The organism is Streptomyces sp. NPDC052114, assembly GCF_040680155.1.
In the GTDB taxonomy this organism is placed as follows: Bacteria; Actinomycetota; Actinomycetes; order Streptomycetales; family Streptomycetaceae; genus Streptomyces.
This window is the reverse complement of the sequence record NZ_JBFAWC010000001.1, coordinates 349,894-369,222: the sequence shown is the minus strand read 5'-3', so window position 1 is coordinate 369,222 and position 19,329 is coordinate 349,894. Positions and strand designations below refer to the sequence as shown.

General features: G+C 71.7%; 18 protein-coding genes and 2 tRNA genes. 5 read left to right on the top strand and 15 right to left on the bottom strand.

Annotated features, from left to right (window positions below):
• Positions 1-81 precede the first annotated feature (81 nt).
• Both AB0L89_RS01485 and leuS read right to left on the bottom strand, forming a co-directional pair.
• The gene (locus AB0L89_RS01485) at positions 82-828 is read right to left on the bottom strand and encodes a hypothetical protein (RefSeq protein WP_365132459.1); all 747 of its coding nucleotides are present in this window, start codon (positions 826-828) and stop codon (positions 82-84) included.
• Between the two features lie 117 nt (positions 829-945).
• Positions 946-3,846: a leucine--tRNA ligase gene (gene leuS, locus AB0L89_RS01480; RefSeq protein ID WP_365132456.1), complete on the bottom strand. Its 2,901-nt coding sequence runs from the start codon at positions 3,844-3,846 to the stop codon at positions 946-948.
• Positions 3,847-4,243: 397 nt separating this feature from the next.
• Between leuS and AB0L89_RS01475 the strand changes: the two genes are divergently transcribed.
• Positions 4,244-5,428 (top strand): hypothetical protein, encoded by a 1,185-nt coding sequence (locus AB0L89_RS01475; RefSeq protein WP_365132453.1) that lies wholly within the window; start codon positions 4,244-4,246, stop codon positions 5,426-5,428.
• On the top strand, positions 5,425-7,017 hold the full coding sequence (locus AB0L89_RS01470; RefSeq protein WP_365132450.1) for an NADH-ubiquinone oxidoreductase-F iron-sulfur binding region domain-containing protein: 1,593 nt from the start codon (positions 5,425-5,427) through the stop codon (positions 7,015-7,017). The genes AB0L89_RS01475 and AB0L89_RS01470 overlap by 4 nt, the downstream gene beginning before the upstream one ends.
• A gap of 102 nt (positions 7,018-7,119) precedes the next feature.
• Here the strand turns inward: AB0L89_RS01470 and AB0L89_RS01465 are convergent.
• Positions 7,120-7,192, bottom strand: a tRNA-Ala gene (locus AB0L89_RS01465).
• Between the two features lie 112 nt (positions 7,193-7,304).
• On the opposite strand from AB0L89_RS01465, the gene AB0L89_RS01460 reads away from it, so the two are divergent.
• Positions 7,305-8,537, top strand: a complete 1,233-nt coding sequence (locus AB0L89_RS01460; RefSeq protein WP_365132447.1) for a glycosyltransferase 87 family protein — start codon at positions 7,305-7,307, stop codon at positions 8,535-8,537.
• On the opposite strand, the gene AB0L89_RS01455 is transcribed toward AB0L89_RS01460, so the two are convergent.
• From AB0L89_RS01455 to AB0L89_RS01445, 3 genes are all read right to left on the bottom strand, one after another.
• Positions 8,506-8,739, bottom strand: coding sequence for a hypothetical protein (locus AB0L89_RS01455; RefSeq protein WP_365132444.1), 234 nt, complete (start codon positions 8,737-8,739; stop codon positions 8,506-8,508). The genes AB0L89_RS01460 and AB0L89_RS01455 overlap by 32 nt on opposite strands.
• A 3-nt stretch (positions 8,740-8,742) precedes the next feature.
• Positions 8,743-8,925 (bottom strand): hypothetical protein, encoded by a 183-nt coding sequence (locus tag AB0L89_RS01450; protein WP_365132441.1) that lies wholly within the window; start codon positions 8,923-8,925, stop codon positions 8,743-8,745.
• A 69-nt stretch (positions 8,926-8,994) separates the two neighbouring features.
• Positions 8,995-10,461 (bottom strand): MFS transporter, encoded by a 1,467-nt coding sequence (locus AB0L89_RS01445; RefSeq protein ID WP_365132438.1) that lies wholly within the window; start codon positions 10,459-10,461, stop codon positions 8,995-8,997.
• A 103-nt stretch (positions 10,462-10,564) separates the two neighbouring features.
• Between AB0L89_RS01445 and AB0L89_RS01440 the strand changes: the two genes are divergently transcribed.
• On the top strand, positions 10,565-11,575 hold the full coding sequence (locus AB0L89_RS01440; protein ID WP_365132436.1) for a helix-turn-helix transcriptional regulator: 1,011 nt from the start codon (positions 10,565-10,567) through the stop codon (positions 11,573-11,575).
• A 78-nt stretch (positions 11,576-11,653) separates the two neighbouring features.
• Here AB0L89_RS01440 and AB0L89_RS01435 read toward each other — a convergent pair.
• The 7 genes from AB0L89_RS01435 to AB0L89_RS01405 form a co-directional block, all read right to left on the bottom strand.
• Positions 11,654-11,726 (bottom strand) — tRNA-Ala (locus AB0L89_RS01435).
• A 95-nt stretch (positions 11,727-11,821) separates the two neighbouring features.
• Entirely contained in the window at positions 11,822-12,463 is a 642-nt protein-coding gene (locus tag AB0L89_RS01430; protein ID WP_365132433.1) for a histidine phosphatase family protein, read from the bottom strand.
• Positions 12,460-12,903, bottom strand: coding sequence for a ribosome silencing factor (gene rsfS / locus AB0L89_RS01425; RefSeq protein WP_365132430.1), 444 nt, complete (start codon positions 12,901-12,903; stop codon positions 12,460-12,462). The genes AB0L89_RS01430 and rsfS overlap by 4 nt, the downstream gene beginning before the upstream one ends.
• A 164-nt stretch (positions 12,904-13,067) precedes the next feature.
• Positions 13,068-14,852, bottom strand: coding sequence for an LCP family protein (locus tag AB0L89_RS01420; protein WP_365132427.1), 1,785 nt, complete (start codon positions 14,850-14,852; stop codon positions 13,068-13,070).
• 16 nt (positions 14,853-14,868) lie between these two features.
• Positions 14,869-15,507, bottom strand: coding sequence for a nicotinate-nucleotide adenylyltransferase (nadD, locus tag AB0L89_RS01415; RefSeq protein WP_055702806.1), 639 nt, complete (start codon positions 15,505-15,507; stop codon positions 14,869-14,871).
• A 77-nt stretch (positions 15,508-15,584) separates the two neighbouring features.
• The gene (locus tag AB0L89_RS01410; RefSeq protein WP_365132424.1) at positions 15,585-15,749 is read right to left on the bottom strand and encodes a hypothetical protein; all 165 of its coding nucleotides are present in this window, start codon (positions 15,747-15,749) and stop codon (positions 15,585-15,587) included.
• Positions 15,750-15,835: 86 nt separating this feature from the next.
• Positions 15,836-16,219 (bottom strand): hypothetical protein, encoded by a 384-nt coding sequence (locus AB0L89_RS01405; RefSeq protein WP_365134020.1) that lies wholly within the window; start codon positions 16,217-16,219, stop codon positions 15,836-15,838.
• A 99-nt stretch (positions 16,220-16,318) separates the two neighbouring features.
• On the opposite strand from AB0L89_RS01405, the gene AB0L89_RS01400 reads away from it, so the two are divergent.
• On the top strand, positions 16,319-17,443 hold the full coding sequence (locus tag AB0L89_RS01400; protein ID WP_365132421.1) for a M48 family metallopeptidase: 1,125 nt from the start codon (positions 16,319-16,321) through the stop codon (positions 17,441-17,443).
• 10 nt (positions 17,444-17,453) lie between these two features.
• On the opposite strand, the gene AB0L89_RS01395 is transcribed toward AB0L89_RS01400, so the two are convergent.
• The gene (locus AB0L89_RS01395; protein ID WP_365132418.1) at positions 17,454-18,566 is read right to left on the bottom strand and encodes a hypothetical protein; all 1,113 of its coding nucleotides are present in this window, start codon (positions 18,564-18,566) and stop codon (positions 17,454-17,456) included.
• A gap of 134 nt (positions 18,567-18,700) precedes the next feature.
• Positions 18,701-19,312, bottom strand: coding sequence for a hypothetical protein (locus tag AB0L89_RS01390; protein ID WP_365132415.1), 612 nt, complete (start codon positions 19,310-19,312; stop codon positions 18,701-18,703).
• Between the last annotated feature and the right edge of the window lie 17 nt (positions 19,313-19,329).

Here is a 19,329-nt window from a genome sequence, read left to right as displayed (position 1 = left end):
AGATTACCTGCCTGGGCCCCCGGGTGGCAGCCCGGCCCCCGCTCGTCCGGTTCACGACGGGCTCCGCGCGTCACCGGCGGGTCAGGTCGTGCTCTCCGGCTTGGTCTTCTTCTCCCAGGGATACGTGGGCGTCGGAGTGGGCGGGGCGATCGCGGGCTGCGTCGGCTCCTGGGCGCGGGCCGCCCGGTCGGAGCCGGACGGCTCGGACCAGGTCTGCTCGGCGTCCTTGCCCGGCGCGGGCTCGGGCTCGGGCCAGGCGGGCGGGGCCTGCGCGGGCGCGGGCTCCGTGGTCCAGTGCCGCAGGGCACCGGCCTCCATGTCGATCTGCGTGCTCAGGGAGTCCAGGTCGTCGCTCGCGAACTTGCGGGCCCGGTCGCGCGCCGACCACCGCAGCGAGTCCGCCGCCTTCGTGATCTGCTCCGTGCGCTCCCGCAGCTCGGGGAGCCGCTGGGCCAGCGACGCCTTGTCCGGGTCGCGCTCCAGGCGCCGCAGCTCGTCGTCCAGCTCGTGGCCGTGGACGCTGAGCCGCTCGAAGAGCTCCAGGGACTCCTTCAGCGAGGCGTCCTCGGCCACGCCCGCGTGCAGGACGTCCTGTGTGGACCGCATGGACGTGCGCAACGAGAGCCGCAGCTGGGCCAGTTCACCCGCCGTGCCGACCTGCGCGAAGCTCTTCGCGCGGAGCGTGGTGTCCTCCACCGTGCGGCGGGCCTCCAGGATGGTGCGGTCCACGCCGCGCTTGGCGGCCCGGACCACCTTCACCGTCACGTACACACCCAGCACCATGAACAGCACGAAAAGCAACGCCACGATTGCGCCCACCGCTTCCATGACGCTCCTCTCCGTATCCAGCCCGCACCGACGGCTTCTTCCACCGTAAACGGAGAAGGCAGGCCGGAGGTTCCAACGGAACCCCCAACCTGCCCGTAAGGGAAGACCCCTATGCCGCTACGCGGGGACGATGTTCACCAGCTTCGGCGCCCGCACGATCACCTTGCGGATCCCCGCGCCGTCCAGCGCGGCCACGACCTTCTCGTCGGCCAGCGCGACCTTCTCCAGATCGGCGTCGGAGATCGAAGGAGAGACCTCCAGGCGCGCCTTGACCTTGCCCTTGATCTGCACGACGCAGGTCACGGACTCGTCCACGACGTACGCGGGGTCGGCGACCGGGAAGTCCTGGTGGACGACCGAGTCGGCGTGGCCCAGCTTGCGCCACAGCTCCTCGGCGATGTGCGGGGCCAGCGGCGCGATCAGCAGCACCAGGCGCTCGGCGACGGACCTCGGCACCGCGCCGCCCACCTTCGTCAGGTGGTTGTTCAGCTCGGTGATCTTGGCGATGGCGGTGTTGAACCGCATGCCGTCCAGGTCCTGGCGCACGCCGTCGATGGCCTTGTGCAGGGCGCGCAGGGTGGCCTCGTCGATGTCGGCCTCGGCGGCGTCGGCGACGGTGACCTCACCGGTCGACTCGTCGACGATCAGACGCCACAGGCGCTGCAGCAGGCGGTACTGGCCCACGACCGCGCGCGTGTCCCAGGGGCGCGACACGTCCAGGGGACCCATCGCCATCTCGTACAGGCGCAGGGTGTCCGCGCCGTACTCGTCGCAGATCTCGTCCGGGGTGACGGCGTTCTTCAGGGACTTGCCCATCTTGCCCAGCTCGCGCTTGACGGGCTCGCCCTCGAAGAAGAACTTCCCGTCGCGCTCCTCGACCTCGGCGGCCGGCACCGGGAAGCCGCGGGCGTCCCGGTAGACGTAGGCCTGGATCATGCCCTGGTTGTACAGCTTGTGGAACGGCTCGGCGGACGAGACGTGTCCCAGGTCGAACAGGATCTTCGACCAGAAGCGGGCGTACAGCAGGTGCAGCACCGCGTGCTCGGCACCGCCCACGTACAGGTCGACACCACCGGTCGGCTGCCCCTCGCGCGGGCCCATCCAGTACTGCTCGACGTCCGGGTCGACCAGCTTCTGGTCGTTGCGCGGGTCCAGGTAGCGCATCTCGTACCAGCACGAGCCCGCCCAGTTGGGCATGGTGTTGGTCTCGCGGCGGTACTTCTTGGGGCCGTCGCCCAGGTCCAGCGTGACGTTGACCCACTCTTCGTTGCGCGACAGCGGCGTCTCCGGAGAGGTGTTCGCGTCGTCCGGGTCGAAGGTGCGCGGGGAGTAGTCGTCGACCTCCGGCAGCTCCAGGGGCAGCATCGACTCGGGCAGCGAGTGGGCGACGCCGTCCTCGTCGTAGACGATCGGGAAGGGCTCGCCCCAGTAGCGCTGGCGGCTGAACAGCCAGTCGCGCAGGCGGAAGTTGACGGTGCCCTCGCCGATGCCGCGGGCGGCCAGCCAGCCGGTGATGCGCGCCTTGGCGTCGACGACGCCCAGGCCGTCCAGGGTGACCTCCTCGTTCGAGGAGTTGATCAGCTTCGCCTCGTACGAGGAGAAGGCCTCGTCCCACGTCGCGGTGTCGGTGCCGCGGTCGTCGGAGGGCTCGACCACGCAGCGCATCGGCAGGTGGAAGGCGCGCGCGAAGGCGAAGTCGCGGCTGTCGTGCGCCGGGACGGCCATGATCGCGCCGGTGCCGTAGCCCATCAGGACGTAGTCGGCGATGAAGACCGGGACCTGCTCGCCGCTGACCGGGTTGGTGGCGTAGACGCCGGTGAAGACGCCGGTCTTCTCCTTGGCGTCGGCCTGGCGCTCCACGTCGGACTTGGCGGCGGCGATGGCGCGGTACTTGGCGACGGCCTCGGCCGGCGTGGCGTGCCCGCCGGTCCACACCTCGTGGGTGCCCTCGGGCCAGGCGGCCGGGACGACCTTGTCGACCAGGTCGTGCTCGGGCGCCAGGACCATGTAGGTCGCGCCGAACAGGGTGTCCTGGCGGGTGGTGAAGACGGTGATGGCGTCGCCCTCGGTGCCCACGGGGAAGTCCACGCGGGCGCCCTCGGAGCGGCCGATCCAGTTGCGCTGCTGCAGCTTGATGGCCTCGGGCCAGTCCAGCGCGTCCAGGTCGTCCAGCAGACGGTCGGCGTACGCGGTGATGCGCATGTTCCACTGGCGCAGCTTGGCCTTGAAGACGGGGAAGTTGCCGCGCTCGGAGCGGCCGTCGGCGGTGACCTCCTCGTTGGCCAGGACGGTGCCCAGGCCGGGGCACCAGTTGACGGGCGCGTCGGAGGCGTAGGCCAGGCGGTACCCGCTCAGGACCTCGGCGCGCTCCGCGGCGTCCAGCTCGCTCCACGCGCGCGTGGAGTCCGGTACGGCGCGCTCACCACTGGCGAACTGCGCGACCAGGTCGGCGATCGGACGGGCCCGCTTGGCGTCGGCGTCGTACCAGGAGTTGAAGATCTGGACGAAGATCCACTGGGTCCACTTGTAGTAGTCCGGGTCGATCGTCGCGAAGGAGCGGCGCTTGTCGTGACCCAGGCCCAGGGCGCGCAGCTGCGCCTTCATGTTCTCCATGTTGGCCTCGGTGGAGGCCCGCGGGTGGGTGCCCGTCTGCACGGCGTACTGCTCGGCGGGCAGGCCGAAGGCGTCGAAGCCCAGGGTGTGCAGGACGTTGTGGCCGTTCATCCGCTGGAAGCGCGCGAAGACGTCCGTGGCGATGTACCCCAGGGGGTGGCCGACGTGCAGGCCCGCTCCGGAGGGATACGGGAACATGTCCATGATGAACTTCTTGGGCCTGGCGACCAGCGCGGCCTCCGCCTCGTTCCGCGCGGCCATGTCGCCGCTCGGGTTCGGCGCCTCGTAGGTGCCTTCGGCGTCCCAGAAGTCCTGCCAGCGTGCCTCGATCTCAGCGGCCAGAGCGGCCGTATAGCGGTGCGGCGCGGCCACCTCGGAGGCGGCAGCAGAATTCGTCTCGCTCATGATCCTCAAAGCTCCATCGATCGTCTCTGCCTGCGGAATCGGCCGTCCTGGCCAAACAAAAATGCCCCTCGCACAGGAGGGGACGCCGCGCCGATTCCGACCGCGATTCACCGGCGGTCGGGACTGATCAGCGCGGCCCGCTAAGCAGAAGGCGTACGGCACGCATGGCGTCAGGGTACCGCAGCGCCCGCGCGACCCGCGACGAGCTTCCCCGGGCCCCCTCCGGACACCTCACTCCTCAGCCATTGGCCAAGGATTACTCCGCGTACCCCCCTCTATCGGGGCAACACCAAGATCGCGTCGCGCTTTGATAACAACGCAATAACTCAAACCCCGTACCCACCGGTATGGAGCGACTTAGCATGCGGCGGGACCGAACCACTTCGGAGCCGCCCCCATGAACCCTCTGCACCCCCATCGCAAGAGCCGTTCCCTCCCGTCCGCGGCACGGCCCGCACCGCCCCGCTCCCTGCCGCCCTCACGGGCCCTGGGGGCCGGAGCCCTGCTCCTGATACCCCTGCTCGTCCTCACGGCCGGCGACCAGTTCCGCGCGGCGCTCGACTTCACCGCCGGCGTCCTGTGCCTGGTCTCGCTCACCGCCTCCGTGGTCTGGGGCCTGGTCGCCACGGACCGTCTGTTCCTGCACTCGCGCCAGCGCCTGCTCGCCCAGGCAGTGCATCGCGCCACGGCGCTCGCCTCCGTCGCCTTCCTGCTGCTGCACGGCACCGTCAAGGTCGCGCTCGACCACGTGTCCCTGCTCGGCGCCCTGCTGCCCTTCGGGCTCGGCGTGTCCGGCGGCGCCGGGCTCATCGGCCTCGGCTCGCTCGCGGGTCTCCTCATGATCGCCACGGGCGTGACCGGCGCCCTGCGCAGCGCCTTCGCCTCCCCCGCGCGGATCGCGTCGCGCTGGCGGGCGCTGCACATGCTCGCCTATCCCGCCTGGTGCGCGGCGCTGGTCCACGGCCTCTACGCGGGCCGCCCGCCGAAGCCATGGGTGGTCGCCCTGTACTGCCTGTGCCTGGTCGCCGTCGCCGGGGCGGTCGCCCTGCGCGCGGCACCCCTGCCGGTCAAGCGGAAGGTCGCCGCCCGGATCCTCTCCCTGCTCGAACCGGAACGCGCCGCACCGCTCGCCCAGGAGCCGCTCCCGCTCCAGGAGGAACCACCCGCGCGGGACACCGCTTTCGCCCCGCTCCCCGGATCGGGTGCCTACGCCCCCGCCCCGGACCCGTCCATCGGCATCTCGGCCGCCTACCGCGCGCTGACGCCCACCACCACGGTCGCGCAGCCCACCGTCCCGCGGCCCCGCACCGAGCACTCGGGACGGTGGCCCGCGCCCTCCCCGCCGCCGCCCGTCGAATCGCCGTACGTGGCACCCCAGCCGACCTACGACACGGCTCCCCAGCCCGTCTACGACCCCGCGCCCGACTACGACGCCCCGCTCGACCCGGCCCCCGAGCCCGGGTACGAGCCCGTCCCGGACCCCGCACACGACAGCGGCCCCGCCACCGAACCCCTGCACCGGCCCTTCCAGGCACCCAGCTCGGGCGAGCCCTGGAACGCCGCCACCGGAGGCCATCCGTGAACGCGCCGCTGCCCGACGTCCCCGAAGTCCGCGTCGTCGGCCTGCCCCTGCTCACCTCGGGCTTCGACCTGGTCGAACGCCTCGATCTCGGCATGCACCTGAAGGTGCACGGCCCGCTGGAGCCCATGGCGGGCGAGCCGCTGGCCCGGCTCGCCGAGCAGATCTCGCTGCGCGGCAGGGGCGGCGCGGGCTTCCCCTTCGCCCGGAAGCTGCGCTCCGTGGCCGAGGCGGCGATCCGCCGGGGCGTACGTCCGGTCGTGGTCGTCAACGGCAGCGAGGACGAGCCCGCCTGCCGCAAGGACACCGTCCTGATCAACCGCGCCCCGCACCTGATCCTGGACGGCGCCCTGCTCGCCGCCGAGGCCCTCGGGGCCCGCACGCTGGTCGTCGGCGTGACCCGGGACTCCACCGAGGCCTCGATGCGCACCGCCCTGGCCGAGCGCGGCCTCGGCAACCGGCGCGGATCGGCCCTCCGCGCGCGGGTGCAGCGCAATCCCGTGCGGATGGTCACCGGGGAGTCCTCGGCGCTGGTGCGCTCGGCGGACGGCGGGCCACCGCTGCCGCCGGGCCGCAAGGTGCGGACGTCCGACTCCGGAGTGGGCGGTGCCCCCACCCTGCTCTCGAACGCGGAGACCTTCGCGCAGCTCGCGGTGGCCGCGCGGACGGGTGCCGAGCGCTACTGCCGCACCGGCCTGCGCGACGAGCCCGGCACGGTGCTGCTGACCCTCTCCGGAGCGGTCGCCCGGCCGATGGTCGTCGAGGTGCCCACCGGAGTGCCCCTGCGGTACGTCCTCGAACTCGCCGGCGCCCCGGCGCTCCCCCAGGGCGTGCTGACGGGCGGCTATCACGGCAAGTGGCTCGACAGCGTCACGGCGCACGACGCGGTCGTCTCGCGGGCCGCCCTGGAGGCCTGCGGGGGCGCTCTGGGCGCGGGCGCGATCCTGCCGATCGGCGAGGGCACCTGCCCGCTCGGGGAGGCCCTGCACGTCGCGAACTGGCTGGCCGCCGAGAGCTCCGGGCAGTGCGGCCCCTGCTACCTCGGTCTCCCTGCGGCCGCTCGCGGCCTCGCCGACGTCCTCCAGGGCGGCGGCCCGACCGCCCTGGAGGCGCTGCGCGAGGTAACGCGGGCCGTGAAGCGGCGGGGGGCGTGCAAACACCCCGACGGTTCGGCGGCCTTCATCGAGTCGACGATCTCGGCGTTCACCGACGACCTCGCGGCGCACGTCCTGGGCGGCGGCTGCGGCAGACCCGTCGAGGGGATCCTGCCCCTCCAGGACGAGGCCGCCCCTGCGGAGGTGCCCAGCGGCCGCAAGCTGGCCGTCGACTGGACGCTCTGCCAGGGCCACGGGCTGTGCGCGGACATCGTCCCCGAGCTGATCCAGCTGGGCCCCGACGGCTTCCCCTCGGTGGCGGAAGCCTCCGTGCCGCGTTACTCCGAAGCGCGTGCCGCACGCGCCGTGCGCCGCTGTCCTGCGCTCGCCCTGCGCATCGAGGAGGACCCGAGGGCGGCGGCCGCGGTCCGCCCGGCGCTGCCCGCCGCACTCCCGCCCGGCCGGCTCCGCAGGGCACTCGGCAGCGGAAAACAGTGACAAGGAGAGTCACGACAACGAACGTCCGCGATCGGACGGCCCGGAAGGGATGACACAAAGAGAGCGGGCCACCCGATCCGGGTGGCCCGCTCTCAATCCCTGTGGAGCTAAGGAGAATTGAACTCCTGACCTCCTGCATGCCATGCAGGCGCTCTACCAACTGAGCTATAGCCCCTTGCTTTGTCCGCCCGGTTTCCCCGGCGGCTCCGCCAACATTACACGGTCATACCCGTGCTCCACCAAATCGTTTCCGGTCTGGGTGGATACGCCCGGTACTGTCAGCCTTCGTGACCGTGATCGCGCTCGCCGCAGCCCGCCGTCGTGTGCCCCTGGCCGCCGGGGTCTGCCTGCTGTCCTTCACGGCCTTCTGGATCGCGCAGCGCGCCGCCGACGTCTCGATGATCGACCTGATGGTCTACCGCGCCGAGGGCGAGACCGTGCGCGCGGGCGGCGACCTCTACGCGCTGCGCGCCACCGAGGCGCTCCTGCCCACCACCTACCCGCCGTTCGCCGCGCTCCTGTTCACCCCGCTGACGCTGCTCGGCACGGCGGACCTGCGGACCGTCGCGACGCTGGGGAACCTGCTGCTCCTGGTCGTCTTCGTCCGTCTGTCGCTGCGGCTGATCGGCGACGGGCCGATCGGCGACGAGCGGCACGCGCGCGTGGAGAGCGCCCTGTGGGTGTCCGCGCTCGCCGTCTGGTGCGAGCCGGTGTGGACGACCCTGCGCTACGGGCAGATCAACCTGCTGCTCGCCGTCCTCGTCCTGTGGGACCTGTCCCGGCGCCCCGGTGACCGCCGGGCGGGCGTGGGCATCGGCGTCGCGGCGGCGATCAAGCTCACGCCCGCCCTCTTCGCGGTGCTCCTGCTGCTCACCGGAGCCGTGCGGGCGATGCGGGGCGACGCGTGGCGGCCCGCCGTGCGGCACGCGTGCGTGGCGGCCGCGTCGTTCGCCGGGGCGACGCTCCTCGCGGCCGCCGTCCTGCCGTACGACTCGTGGCGCTTCTGGACCCGGATGGTCTTCGAGGCGGGCCGGGTCGGATTCGCCGAGGACACCGCGAACCAGTCCCTGCGGGGCGTCCTCGCCCGGCTCCTGCACACCGGGGAGCCGGGCGGGGCCTGGGCCCTCGCGGCCGTCGCGGTGGGCGCGCCCGGCCTGGCGGTCGCGGTGACCGCCGCGCTGCGCGGGGAGCGGGCCCGGTCCGCGCTCGCCTGCGCGGCGACGGCACTCCTGGTGAGCCCGGTGTCGTGGTCGCACCACTGGGTGTGGTGCGTGCCGATGGTGCTGCTGCTGGGGACGGAGGCGGTGCGCCGGGGCGGCCGGGCGCCGTGGGCGGTCACCGGGGCGGCGGCCCTCGTCTTCTGCTCGTACGCCCTGTGGTGGGTGCCCCACGGAACAGGACGACTGGAACTCGGCCAGAATTATGGCCAGATGACGCTGTCGGCCCTCTACGTAGTGACCGCTTTTGGGTTCCTCGTGCAGCAGGCCGTCACGCTGTGGCGAACGAATAGAACCGCTTGAGCGTGCAGTGCTCGTCCAGGAGCCGGCCGTAGATCGGCTCCCCTTCGAGCTCGCGGTACGTCTCGATGGGGTCGCCCTTTATGATCAGCGCCCGCGCGCATTCCTCGCACCAGTACTGGTACTCCTGGTTGACCGGTTCCATGTCGCGGACGATCGGCGTGCCACTGTCGCACCAGTCGCACTTCCGCCTGTGTGCACCCATCGATCAGCTCCAGCTGTGGCCGCAGGCGGTGCACACGTACGAGACTCCGCCGTTGTCACCCAGTACTTGGGCGACATGGGTCGAGCCGCAGGAAGGGCAGTTGAGGAGCGTGCGGAGCGCGGCACGTTCTCGTACGGCCGCCTCGTCGAAGAGGCGGTCGACCTCTTCGATGATGCTCGCAGGCATCGCGCTCTCCCTCCCTCGGGCTGCGTCCCCTTCCGGCCGTCCGATTCTGCCACGGTCTGAGCGAGCCGGTCAGCGACGCATTCGTACCAGTCCGGACACGGCACCGAGTGCGGCGACCGCGGCCAGCGCGCAGGTGCACACCAGGAGCGCGCTTCCGGATGAATACGCCCCTGGGGCCCCTTCCGACTCAAGCCGGTTCAGAAAAAGAGCACCGAAACCGGCGACACCGGTCAGCTGACCGAGCTGGGTGACCGTCGCGAGCAGCCCGCTGGCGTCCGCCGCGTCCTCGGCCCGCACGGTGGCGAGCGCCCTGGTGAGCGTGGGGCTGAAGCCCAGGGAGAGCCCCGCGCCCAGGCCGACGAAGGCGGCGTAGAGCAGGAGCCCGCCGTCACCGCCCTCGCGCAGCAGCAGGCCCACGGCGGTCACCGACACCGCGGTCAGCGCGAACCCGCCGGGAATCAGCGACCGTTGAAGCGCCTGGGGCCAGCGGCGCCAGGTCAGGCCCACCAGACCGAAGACCACCGCCGTCGGCCCGAAGGTGAGGCCCGCCCGCAGCGCGCTGTAGCCGAGGCCGCCCTGGATGTGCAGGGTGAGCGCGAAGAGGAAGCCCGCGTTGACGGCCATCACGCCGACGATCCGGAAGATCGCCAGGCCCATGCCGGGCGTCCGCAGGACCCGGGGCGCGATCAGCGGCGCCCCGCCGCGCCGGGCGAGCCGGGACTCGTACGCGCGAAAGAGGGCGAAGCAGCCGACGGCGGCGGCCAGCGAGAGCCAGGACCACAGCGGCCAGTCCGTCTCCTGCCCGAGCACCAGCGGCACGGTGAACAGCGAGACGGCGGCACCGAGCAGCACGAGTCCGGGCAGATCGAGACCCCGGGCCCGCTCCGCCGACCGCTCCGCGTCGTCGTCGCGCGGCAGCACGCGCACCGCCATGGCCAGGAGGACCACGCCGACCGGCACATTGACGAGGAAGACCGGCCGCCAGCCGGTGCCGAAGAGGTCGGCGCTGACGAGGACCCCGCCGAGCACCTGGCCCGCGGCGGCGCCGACCGCGAGGACCGCCGCGTACGCGCCGAGCGCCCGCACCCGCGCCTCGCCCGCGAAGTTGCGCTGGATCAGGCTGAGCACCTGCGGGATGAGGACCGCCGAACCCGCGCCCTGCACCAGCCGGAAGGCGATCAACTCGGCGGTTCCCTGGGCCAGTCCGCAGGCGAGCGAGGCCGTGGTGAAGAGCGCGAGCCCCACGAGATAGACGCGGCGGTGGCCGAAGCGGTCGCCGAGCCGGGCGCCGGTGATCAGGAGGACGGCATACGTGATGGTGTAACCGGCGATCACGAGCTGCAACCCGGCACCGGACGCGTGGAGTTCGGCGCGGATGGTGGGCGCCGCGACATTCACGATGAAGACGTCGAGCAGCGCCATGAACTGGGCGGCCAGCACGACGGTGAGCAGGCGTCCGCCGCGATTGTCAGTGCCGGGGTCTTTACTGGACAGGGAAGTTGGACCCGCGGGGGCGGGTGGGGTGGTCGTCGTCATGCCATCGAGCGTGAGGACGACACGGCACGGGTGACGAGAGCCCGCCGATGCTGGTACTGACAGCACCTGGCAGGGACAGGGGCGGGGGCGGACGATGGGGGACGTGACGACGATGACGGCGACACAGGGGCAGCCCGGCGCGGCCCGGAGCCGGGCGCGGGCGGCGGCACAGACGACGGCACGGCCACAGGCACCGGCTCGGGCGCAGGCACAGGCCCCGGCCCCGACCTCGGCCCCGGCTCCGCCAGGAACCGCACAGCGCCGCAGGCCGGAGCTCGCCGCCTTTCTGCGCGGTCGCAGGGCACGGGTGACACCGGCCGACGTCGGCATGGCCCCGGGCCTGCGCCGCCGCACCCCGGGGCTGCGCCGCGAGGAGGTCGCCCAGCTCTCCGGCGTCGGCGTGACCTGGTACACCTGGCTCGAACAGGGCCGTCCCATCAACGCGTCGCCGCAGGTCCTGGACGCCGTGGCGCGGACCCTGCGCCTGGACCAGCCCGAGCGCGAGCATCTGTACCACCTGGCCGAGGTGCCCTACGCCCCGGACCGCGAGGCGGCGGCCGAGGCGGTGGGCGCGGAGATCCAGGGCATCATCGACGCCATGGACCCGTGCCCGGCGGTGGTCTACAACGCGCGCTACGACGTCCTCGCCACCAACCCCGCCTACCGCGACCTCTTCCTGTTCCCCCAGGCCCCCGGCCTCGGCGTGCCGAACGTGCTGTGGGCGCTGTTCACCGGGCCCCCCGAGGAGTGCCCGCTGGTCTTCCGCGACTCGGAGCTGCCGGTGATGGCGGCGACGCTGCGCAATGCGTACGGCCGGCATGTCGGCGAGCCCGCCTGGGAGGGCTTCATCCGCAGCCTGTCCGCCGCGAGCCCGCTGTTCGCGCGGCTATGGGAGAGCGGCGACGTCATACCGCCCGGACCGCGCGTGAAGACGTTCCGGCACTGCGCGGTCGGTGAGCTGCGCATGACGTCGGCCTCCCTGAGCATCGACGGCATGCCGGAGACGCGGATCGTCGTCTACACACCGAACGACGAGGAGAGCAGGCGCCTGGCGGCGAAGCTGCGCGAGCTCAGGGCTCCCGCGGCAGAGGCTCCCGCGGATCGCACCCCCTGACGGGCACAGCGGAATTTCCCCCCTGACGGGCACAACAAAAGATCCCGCCCCCTGACGGGGACGGGATCTTCGGGACTGTGGAGCTAAGGAGAATTGAACTCCTGACCTCCTGCATGCCATGCAGGCGCTCTACCAACTGAGCTATAGCCCCTTGTGTTCTTCCCGCTCTGCGGTGCGAACAAGAAGAACTTTAGCCTGCGACCAGCCGGAATGTGAAATCCGGGTCCGGCCGCCCTCCGGGGCGACTCAGTCGTCGTCGCCGAGCACCGGTTCCGGCAGCGTGCCGGCGTTGTGCTCCAGCAGGCGCCAGCCGCGCGCGCCCCGGCCGAGGACCGACCAGCAGCAGTTGGACAGACCCCCGAGCCCCTCCCAGTGGTGGGACTCCAGACCGAGGAGGCGTCCGATGGTGGTGCGGATGGTGCCGCCGTGACTGACCACCACGAGCGTGCCGTTGTCGGGCACCTTCTCGGCGTGGCGCAGGACGACGGGCGCGGCCCGGTCGGCTACCTCGGTCTCCAGTTCGCCGCCGCCGCGGCGCACCGGCTCGCCGCGCTTCCACGCGGCGTACTGCTCGCCGAAGCGGGCGATGATCTCGTCGTGCGTCAGGCCCTGCCACTCACCGGCGTACGTCTCGCGAAGCGCCTCCTCGTGCGTGACGGGGAGGCCGGTGATCGAGGCGAGCTCGCCGGCCGTGGCCGCCGCGCGCTTGAGGTCGGAGGCGACGATGGCGTCCGGCTTCAGGGAGGCGAGCAGCCGGGCGGCCCGCCTGGCCTGGGCCACGCCCGTCTCGGTGAGCTCGATGTCCGTGGAGCCCTGGAAGCGGCGCTCCAGGTTCCAGGACGTCTGGCCGTGCCGCCAGAGGATGATCCGGCAGCCGCGGTTGCTCACCGCAGCTCACCGTCCAGGTCGGCCTCCGCCGCGGCCTGCTGCTCCGCGTGCTCGGCGGCCTTGCCGCGGGTCGCCTTGGCGTCCTCCGGCAGGTCGAGCTCGGGGCAGTCCTTCCACAGGCGCTCGAGGGCGTAGAAGACCCGCTCCTCGCTGTGCTGGACGTGCACCACGATGTCCACGTAGTCGAGGAGGATCCAGCGGGCGTCGCGGTCGCCCTCGCGGCGGACCGGCTTGGCGCCGAGCTGCTTGTTCAGCTGCTCCTCGATCTCGTCGACGATCGACTTGACCTGGCGGTCGTTGGGTGCGGAGGCGAGCAGGAAGGCGTCCGTGATCGACAGCACGTCGCTGACGTCGTACGCGATGATGTCGTGCGCGAGCTTGTCGGCAGCCGCCTGCGCGGCGACGTTGATGAGCTCGATGGAGCGGTCCGTGGCGGTCACTAGAGAGCTTTCCTTCGGGTGGGCGATACACCCCAAGGGTCTCACGGACCGCCGACGGCGCCCCAGACGATTTCGTCACCGCCCCCGCGCAAGGGAGGCCAAGGCCTTCGCGCGCAGGCGTCGCCTCCGCCGCGCGAAGGCCTTCGGCCCGTGGTCCGGCCGCCCTAACCGGTGGTCCGGTAGTCCTGGCCGAGGACGACGGAGACGTCGGCGTTCGAGGCCGTCCGGCCCTTGCGGACCGCGCTCGCCGGCAGGCCGAGGGTCTTGGCGACCTCGGTGGCCTGCGCCTTCTTCGCCTCGTCGGCGTACGTGACCTGCGAGGCGGCCGCGGCCGTGGCGCCCGCGCCGCCGTCGATGAAGGTGTAGCCGCCGTTGACCAGGGCGACCCGGGCATCCTGGCCCGCGTCCTTCTTGCCGGAGGCGTTCTTGACGCCGACCCGGACGGCCGCGCCCTTGTCGGGGCTCTTCACCGCGCCGCCGAGGACGTCCTTGACCACGGTGTCGCCGGCCTTCTCGGTCAGCGTGCCGTCCTGCTGCACCGGCAGCAGCGTCGTCTTGTAGTCGCCGCCCTTCGCCCGGTCGGCGAGCTTGGCGAGGAAGGCGCCGAGGTCCTTCTCCTTGAGCGAGGGGTCGAGGATCTGCGCGAGCGACTCCACCGTGGTGGTCGCGGCCTGCGGGTCCGACGACAGCTTGCGCAGGATGCCCTGCATGACCGCGCCGAAGCGGCTGAGCTGCGCGGTCTCGGCCTCGCCGGGCGCGCGGTACGTGGCGTACGCGACCGCCATCGGCCCGCTCAGGGTCTGCTGCTCGCCCTTCTTGACGAGGGGGGCCTCGCCCTTCTCCGCCTTCGGGTCGGGCACGTCGGTGTTCGTGTCGATGTCGATGTTGCCGACGAGTTCGACGAGGTTGTTCAGGTACGGGGTGTCCAGGCGCCAGGTGCCCTCGACCGAGGTGCCGAGCACCGTGTCGATCGACTCGCGGGTGCCGGTCGAACCGTCGTCGTCTACGGACTTGCCGAGCGTCGTCGGCGTACCGTCGTCGTCCGACACGGCCAGCGAGTTGGGCAGCAGGACGGTGGCGCCCTGCTTGGTGGTGGCGTTGTCCACCAGGAGCGCGGTGGAGGTGAGCTTGCCCTTGGTGTTGTGCAGATGGACGACGACGACGTCCCGCTTCTGCGGTCCGGTCGCGGCGTCCGCGCCGTCCTGGCCGTCCGACTGGCCGGGCAGCTTGCCCGCGAACCACAGGTAGCCGACGCCGCCCGCGAGCACCAGCGCGAGCACCACGACGAGCGCGACGACGCGGGTGCGCCCGCGCCGCTTGGCCTCCTCGCGCCGCTCGGTGCGGCTCTCGGTGAACTTCAGCCAGTCGATGACGTCTTCGGACTCCTCGTCCGGCTCCTCGATGAAGGAGAACTGCTCGGTCTTGTACTCACCGGGCTCTTCGCGCCGCTGCTCGGGCAACTGCTCGGGCCGCGCCGCGGGCTCCGACTGCTGGTGCTGTGCGTATGAGGGCTGCTGGGACTGCTGGGGCTGAGGCCGGCCCTGCTGGGGCTGAGGCTGCTGCTGACCGTGCTGCGGCTGCTCGACGTGCTGAGGGTGGGGCTGTTGCTGCTGCGGAATCCACCCGGTGGTGTCGTACGAGGTACCCGTACCGGTACCGGTACCGCCCGCGCCACCCGTGCCATAGGCCCCGGTGTCGTACCCCTGCTGCGCCGCCTGCTGCTGCCCCTGGTGCTGGGCCTGCTGCTGCCCGCCCGCGTACGGGTCGTACCCGTACCCCTGGGGCTGCTGGTGGTGCGGATGCGGCTGCTGTGGGGGCACCTGTGGCTGCACCTGCTGGTACACCGGCCGTCCGTACTCGTCGTACCCGACGACCTGGTACTGATCAGCCGCGTACTCGCCCGCATACGGGTCGCTGCCCGCATACGGGTCGTACTGTCGGTCGTTCACCGGTGCCCCTCTCGGCTCATTCGCCGCGGTACAGCTCGCGCTTGTCGATATAACGCACCACACCGTCCGGCACCAGATACCAGACCGGGTCCCCCTTGGCGACCCGCGCGCGGCAGTCCGTGGACGAGATCGCCAGGGCCGGCACCTCCACCAGGGAGACACCGCCCTTGGGCAGTCCGGGGTCGGCCAGCGTGTGGCCGGGCCGGGTGACCCCGATGAAGTGCGCGAGGGAGAACAGCTCTTCCGTGTCCCGCCAGGTCAGGATCTGGCCGAGGGCGTCGGCGCCCGTGATGAAGAAGAGGTCCGTGTCGGGGTTGAGGGCGCGCAGATCGCGCAGCGTGTCCGTGGTGTACGTCGCTCCGCCGCGGTCGATGTCGATGCGGCTCACCGAGAACTGCGGGTTCTCGGCGGTCGCGATGACCGTCATCAGATAGCGGTCCTCGGCGGGTGACACCTGCTTGTCGCTCTTCTGCCACGGCTGGCCGGTCGGCACGAACACCACCTCGTCGAGGTGGAATTGCGCGGCGACCTCGCTGGCCGCCACGAGGTGTCCGTGGTGGATCGGATCAAACGTTCCGCCCATGACGCCCAGGCGGCGCTTGCCGTTGCTCACCGGACCGGTCCCCGGACCGGTAGGCATGTCCTGCTCTCCCATGCGTGCAGACCCTACCGGCCCGGCGGACGAGCCCTGTTTCAGCGGTCCCGTTCAGGGACGGCCACTCAGTGGTCCCGTCAGCGGTCCCGGTTGAAGCGCGTGGTGATCCACAGGAGCAGCATGAGGACGACGAACGCGCCGCCGCCGGTGAGGAGGGGGCTGAGGCTTTCGTGGTTGCCGCCGTGCTCGCCGCCCTCGGAGGCGAGAGTGACCAGCTGGGCGGCAGTGCTGTGGAGGCTCATCTCAGGCAGGACCTATCCGGGGGTGGGATGGACATAAAGACTTCCGGCCCATCGTAAGCGGGGGCCTCGCTCCGGCTCACGCCGACTCAGCTGTTGCGGCTGTCCGCGCCCTTGTCGGACGTCCGCTCCTCGGACGCCTGCTCCTCGGACGTGCGGTCCTCAGACGTGCGGTCCTCAGACACGTGGTCCTCAGACATCCGGTCCTCAGACATCCGGTCATCCGACATCCGGTCATCCGACGAGCGGTCCCCGGACTTCTCGTCCCCGGACTTCCGGTCCTCCGACTTCCGGTCCTCGGACAAGCGGTCCGCCTCGTTCCCCTGCCGGTAGCCGCGCAGCAGGAACCAGCCCACCAGTACGCATCCGAAGACCATGACGATCAGGACGATCCGCAGCAGATTGCCGGGTCCCTGCTGCTCCGCGGCCTTGGCCGCCTCCGTGAGCCAGTCGGCCCCAGGATTGTGCTCCATGACGGAAGACTCCTTCTGTGCGCTGCCCTGTCACGGTATCTCCGCCTAGGCTGGGCCCCACCTCGGGGGCAGAGGAGGACGAGACATGGGGGATGCGGCATGACCGACGACAACCAGCACGGCGGCGGGGACGGCACCGGCCACGAGCACGTGCCGAGCCGGCAGCGCAGGCGCTTCCCCGGCATCTCGTCGCGGGCGTACGAACACCCGGCGGACCGCTCGGCCCTGGTGGCCCTGCGCAAGCTCAGCGGGTTCGACACGGTCTTCAAGGCCCTCAGCGGCCTGCTGCCCGAGCGGAGCCTGAGGCTCCTGTTCCTCTCGGACTCGGTCCGCGTGTCCGACGCGCAGTTCGCGCACCTCAACACCATGCTGCGGGACGCCTGTTACATCCTGGACCTGGAGAAGGTCCCGCCGATGTACGTCAACCAGGACCCGGTGCCGAACGCGATGTGCATCGGCCTGGACGAGCCGATCATCGTCGTGACGACGGGCCTGGTCGAGCTGCTGGACGAGGAGGAGATGCGGGCGGTCGTCGGCCACGAGGTCGGGCACGCCCTCTCCGGCCACTCCGTCTACCGCACGATCCTGCTCTTCCTCACGAACCTCGCCCTGAAGGTCGCGTGGATCCCGCTCGGCAATGTCGCGATCATGGCGATCGTGACGGCGCTGCGCGAGTGGTTCCGCAAGTCCGAGCTGTCGGCGGACCGGGCGGGCCTGCTGGTCGGCCAGGACCTCCAGGCCTCCATGCGCGGCCTGATGAAGATCGCGGGCGGCAACCACCTGCACGAGATGAACGTGGACGCGTTCCTTGAGCAGGCCGAGGAGTACGAGGCCGGGGGCGACCTGCGCGACTCCGTACTGAAGATCCTGAACGTGCTGCCGCGCTCGCACCCCTTCACCACCGTGCGCGCCGCCGAGCTGAAGAAGTGGGCCGAGTCCCGCGACTACCAGCGGATCATGGACGGCCACTACCCGCGCCGCGACGAGGACAAGGACACCTCGGTCTCCGACTCCTTCCGCCAGTCGGCCTCCTCGTACGCCGACAACGTACGCAACAGCAAGGACCCGCTGATGAAGCTGGTCAGCGACATCGCGGGCGGCGCGGGCGACCTGGGCGGCAAGCTCCGCGGAAAGTTCACGGGCCAGAGCGGACAGGCAGGCCAGGGCGGTCAGAGCGGACAGGGCGGCCAGGGCACCGGCAGCCCCTCCGACGACGACAAGTAGTCCTCAGGAATCAGGAAGGCGACAGCGAAGGCTGGGCCGACTCCGCCAGCGAGCCGCACAGCGCCGTCGCGTCCCCCGTCGCGTACGGGTCGGTGCCGGCCGGGCCGCCGCCCTTGGCCCGCTGCCCGGCGAGCAGCGGCCGCAGATGGCTCGTCGCGTCGCTCGCGCAGGCGAGGGGGCCCGCCTGCGTGGCGGAGACGAGCAGCTCGGCCTGGTGCATCCGCAGGTCGTCGCGGTCGAAGCGGAAGTGCAGCTCGCGCCGGACGGTGAACAGGGACGCCTTGACACCGTCCGCGCCGGCGCCCTTGGCGGTGTCGCCGCCGGCCTCACCGGCACCCACCGGCCGCAGCGCGTACACGAACGTATGGTCCGAGGTCACCTCGAGCGTGTTCTTGTCCGTCTCGACGGCCCGCAGCGTGCCCTGGGTCCTGACGTGCTTGTCGGCGAGCGCGGTGCGCGTCGGGTCGAACCGCACCAGCCAGCCGGTGGCCGCGTGCCGCCCGTCGGCCACGGGGTGCGCGAAGCTCCGGTCGAACTGGTCGAGCTGCTCCGGGTCGAGCAGGATCCGCACGGAGCGCGCCGAGCCGCCGGTGAGCACGTCCGGGTCGAGCGAGGACTCGACGAGGTAGTCCTTGGCGGTGGTCAGCGCGGCCATCACCTGGCTGTCCGAGAAGTGCGAAGTGCGGCGCGCGGCGGGGAGGTTGATGCCTCCGGCGCCCACCGGGAACTGCGCGGCGGGGCTGTGTTCGTAGAGGTCGTCGACGCTCTTCGAGCCGGGCACGCGGCCCTGCGGGGCGAGCGGTATCACCGTCATCCGCAGCGGCTCGGGACGCTTGGCGGCCGGGGTCTGGTACGGGTGGCGTACGCCCATGTAGATCGCGGTGCCGAAGGCCACCGCGATCAGGACGACGAGGATCACCGCCTGCCGGGACAGGGAGCGGTGGAGGGCGGGGCGGCGGCGCACGGCGCGCGCGTGGTCGACCATGCGCTCCTGCGCGGAGAACTCCTGGAGTCGCGCAGCCCGTACGAACGACTCGTCGAAGACGACGGATCGGTACTCGTCCTCGCCACCGTTGGGAGTGCCCTCGGGTGTCCCCGCAGGTGGATCTCCTGGCCCGCCCATACCTTCAGGGTAGGTCTCCGGGCCGCCAGGTAAACGCCCTGGTACACGACAACTTCTGACAACTCCTCACGGGCGCGCGCAGGCGCGGGGTGCCGTGCGGAGCGGGGCCGCGGTCAACGGGAGGGCGGCGTGCGTCAGGGCGTGCGCGGCACCGCGGGGACCGCCGGCTGGCCGAACTCGGCCGAGGCGGAGGGGCTCGTCGCCACCTTCGTGTCGGGGCTCTGGCCGACCTCCGTCGAGGCGGGCGCGGGCACCTTGTCCTGGCGGCCCGAGGAGGCGCCGCGGTAGACGGCGGTGAAGGCCAGGGCGACCATGCCGATGCCCATCAGGAGGGCGAGCATCCAGGCGACGGGGCGGTGCCAGCGGGCCCGGCCGAGGCGGCGGTCGCGGCCGTACCCGTCGTCGAGGAGGTCCGGGTCGTAGACGTCGTCGAAGTCCCGGTCGCGGCCGAACTCGGCGCCGTCGTCGGGGCCGAAGCCGTCCTCGTAGTACTCGTCGTCCGGGGTGTCGTGGCCCGGACCGCGGGTGCGGGCCCTGCGGGCCTCGGCCTCGGAGGCCTCGGCGCGCGCCTGGGCGGCGGCCAACAGCCGCTCCACCGCGGTCGGTTCATGCACTTCCGCGGCGCGTACGAAGTCCTCGTCGAAGACCACGGAGGCGAACTCTTCGTCCGCACCCCCGCGGTCGCGGTCGTCGTCGGGCTCCCAGCCGTCAGGGAACGACGGCGTGCCCCCCACGTCCTCCGGCACCCTCCCAGAGTAGACCT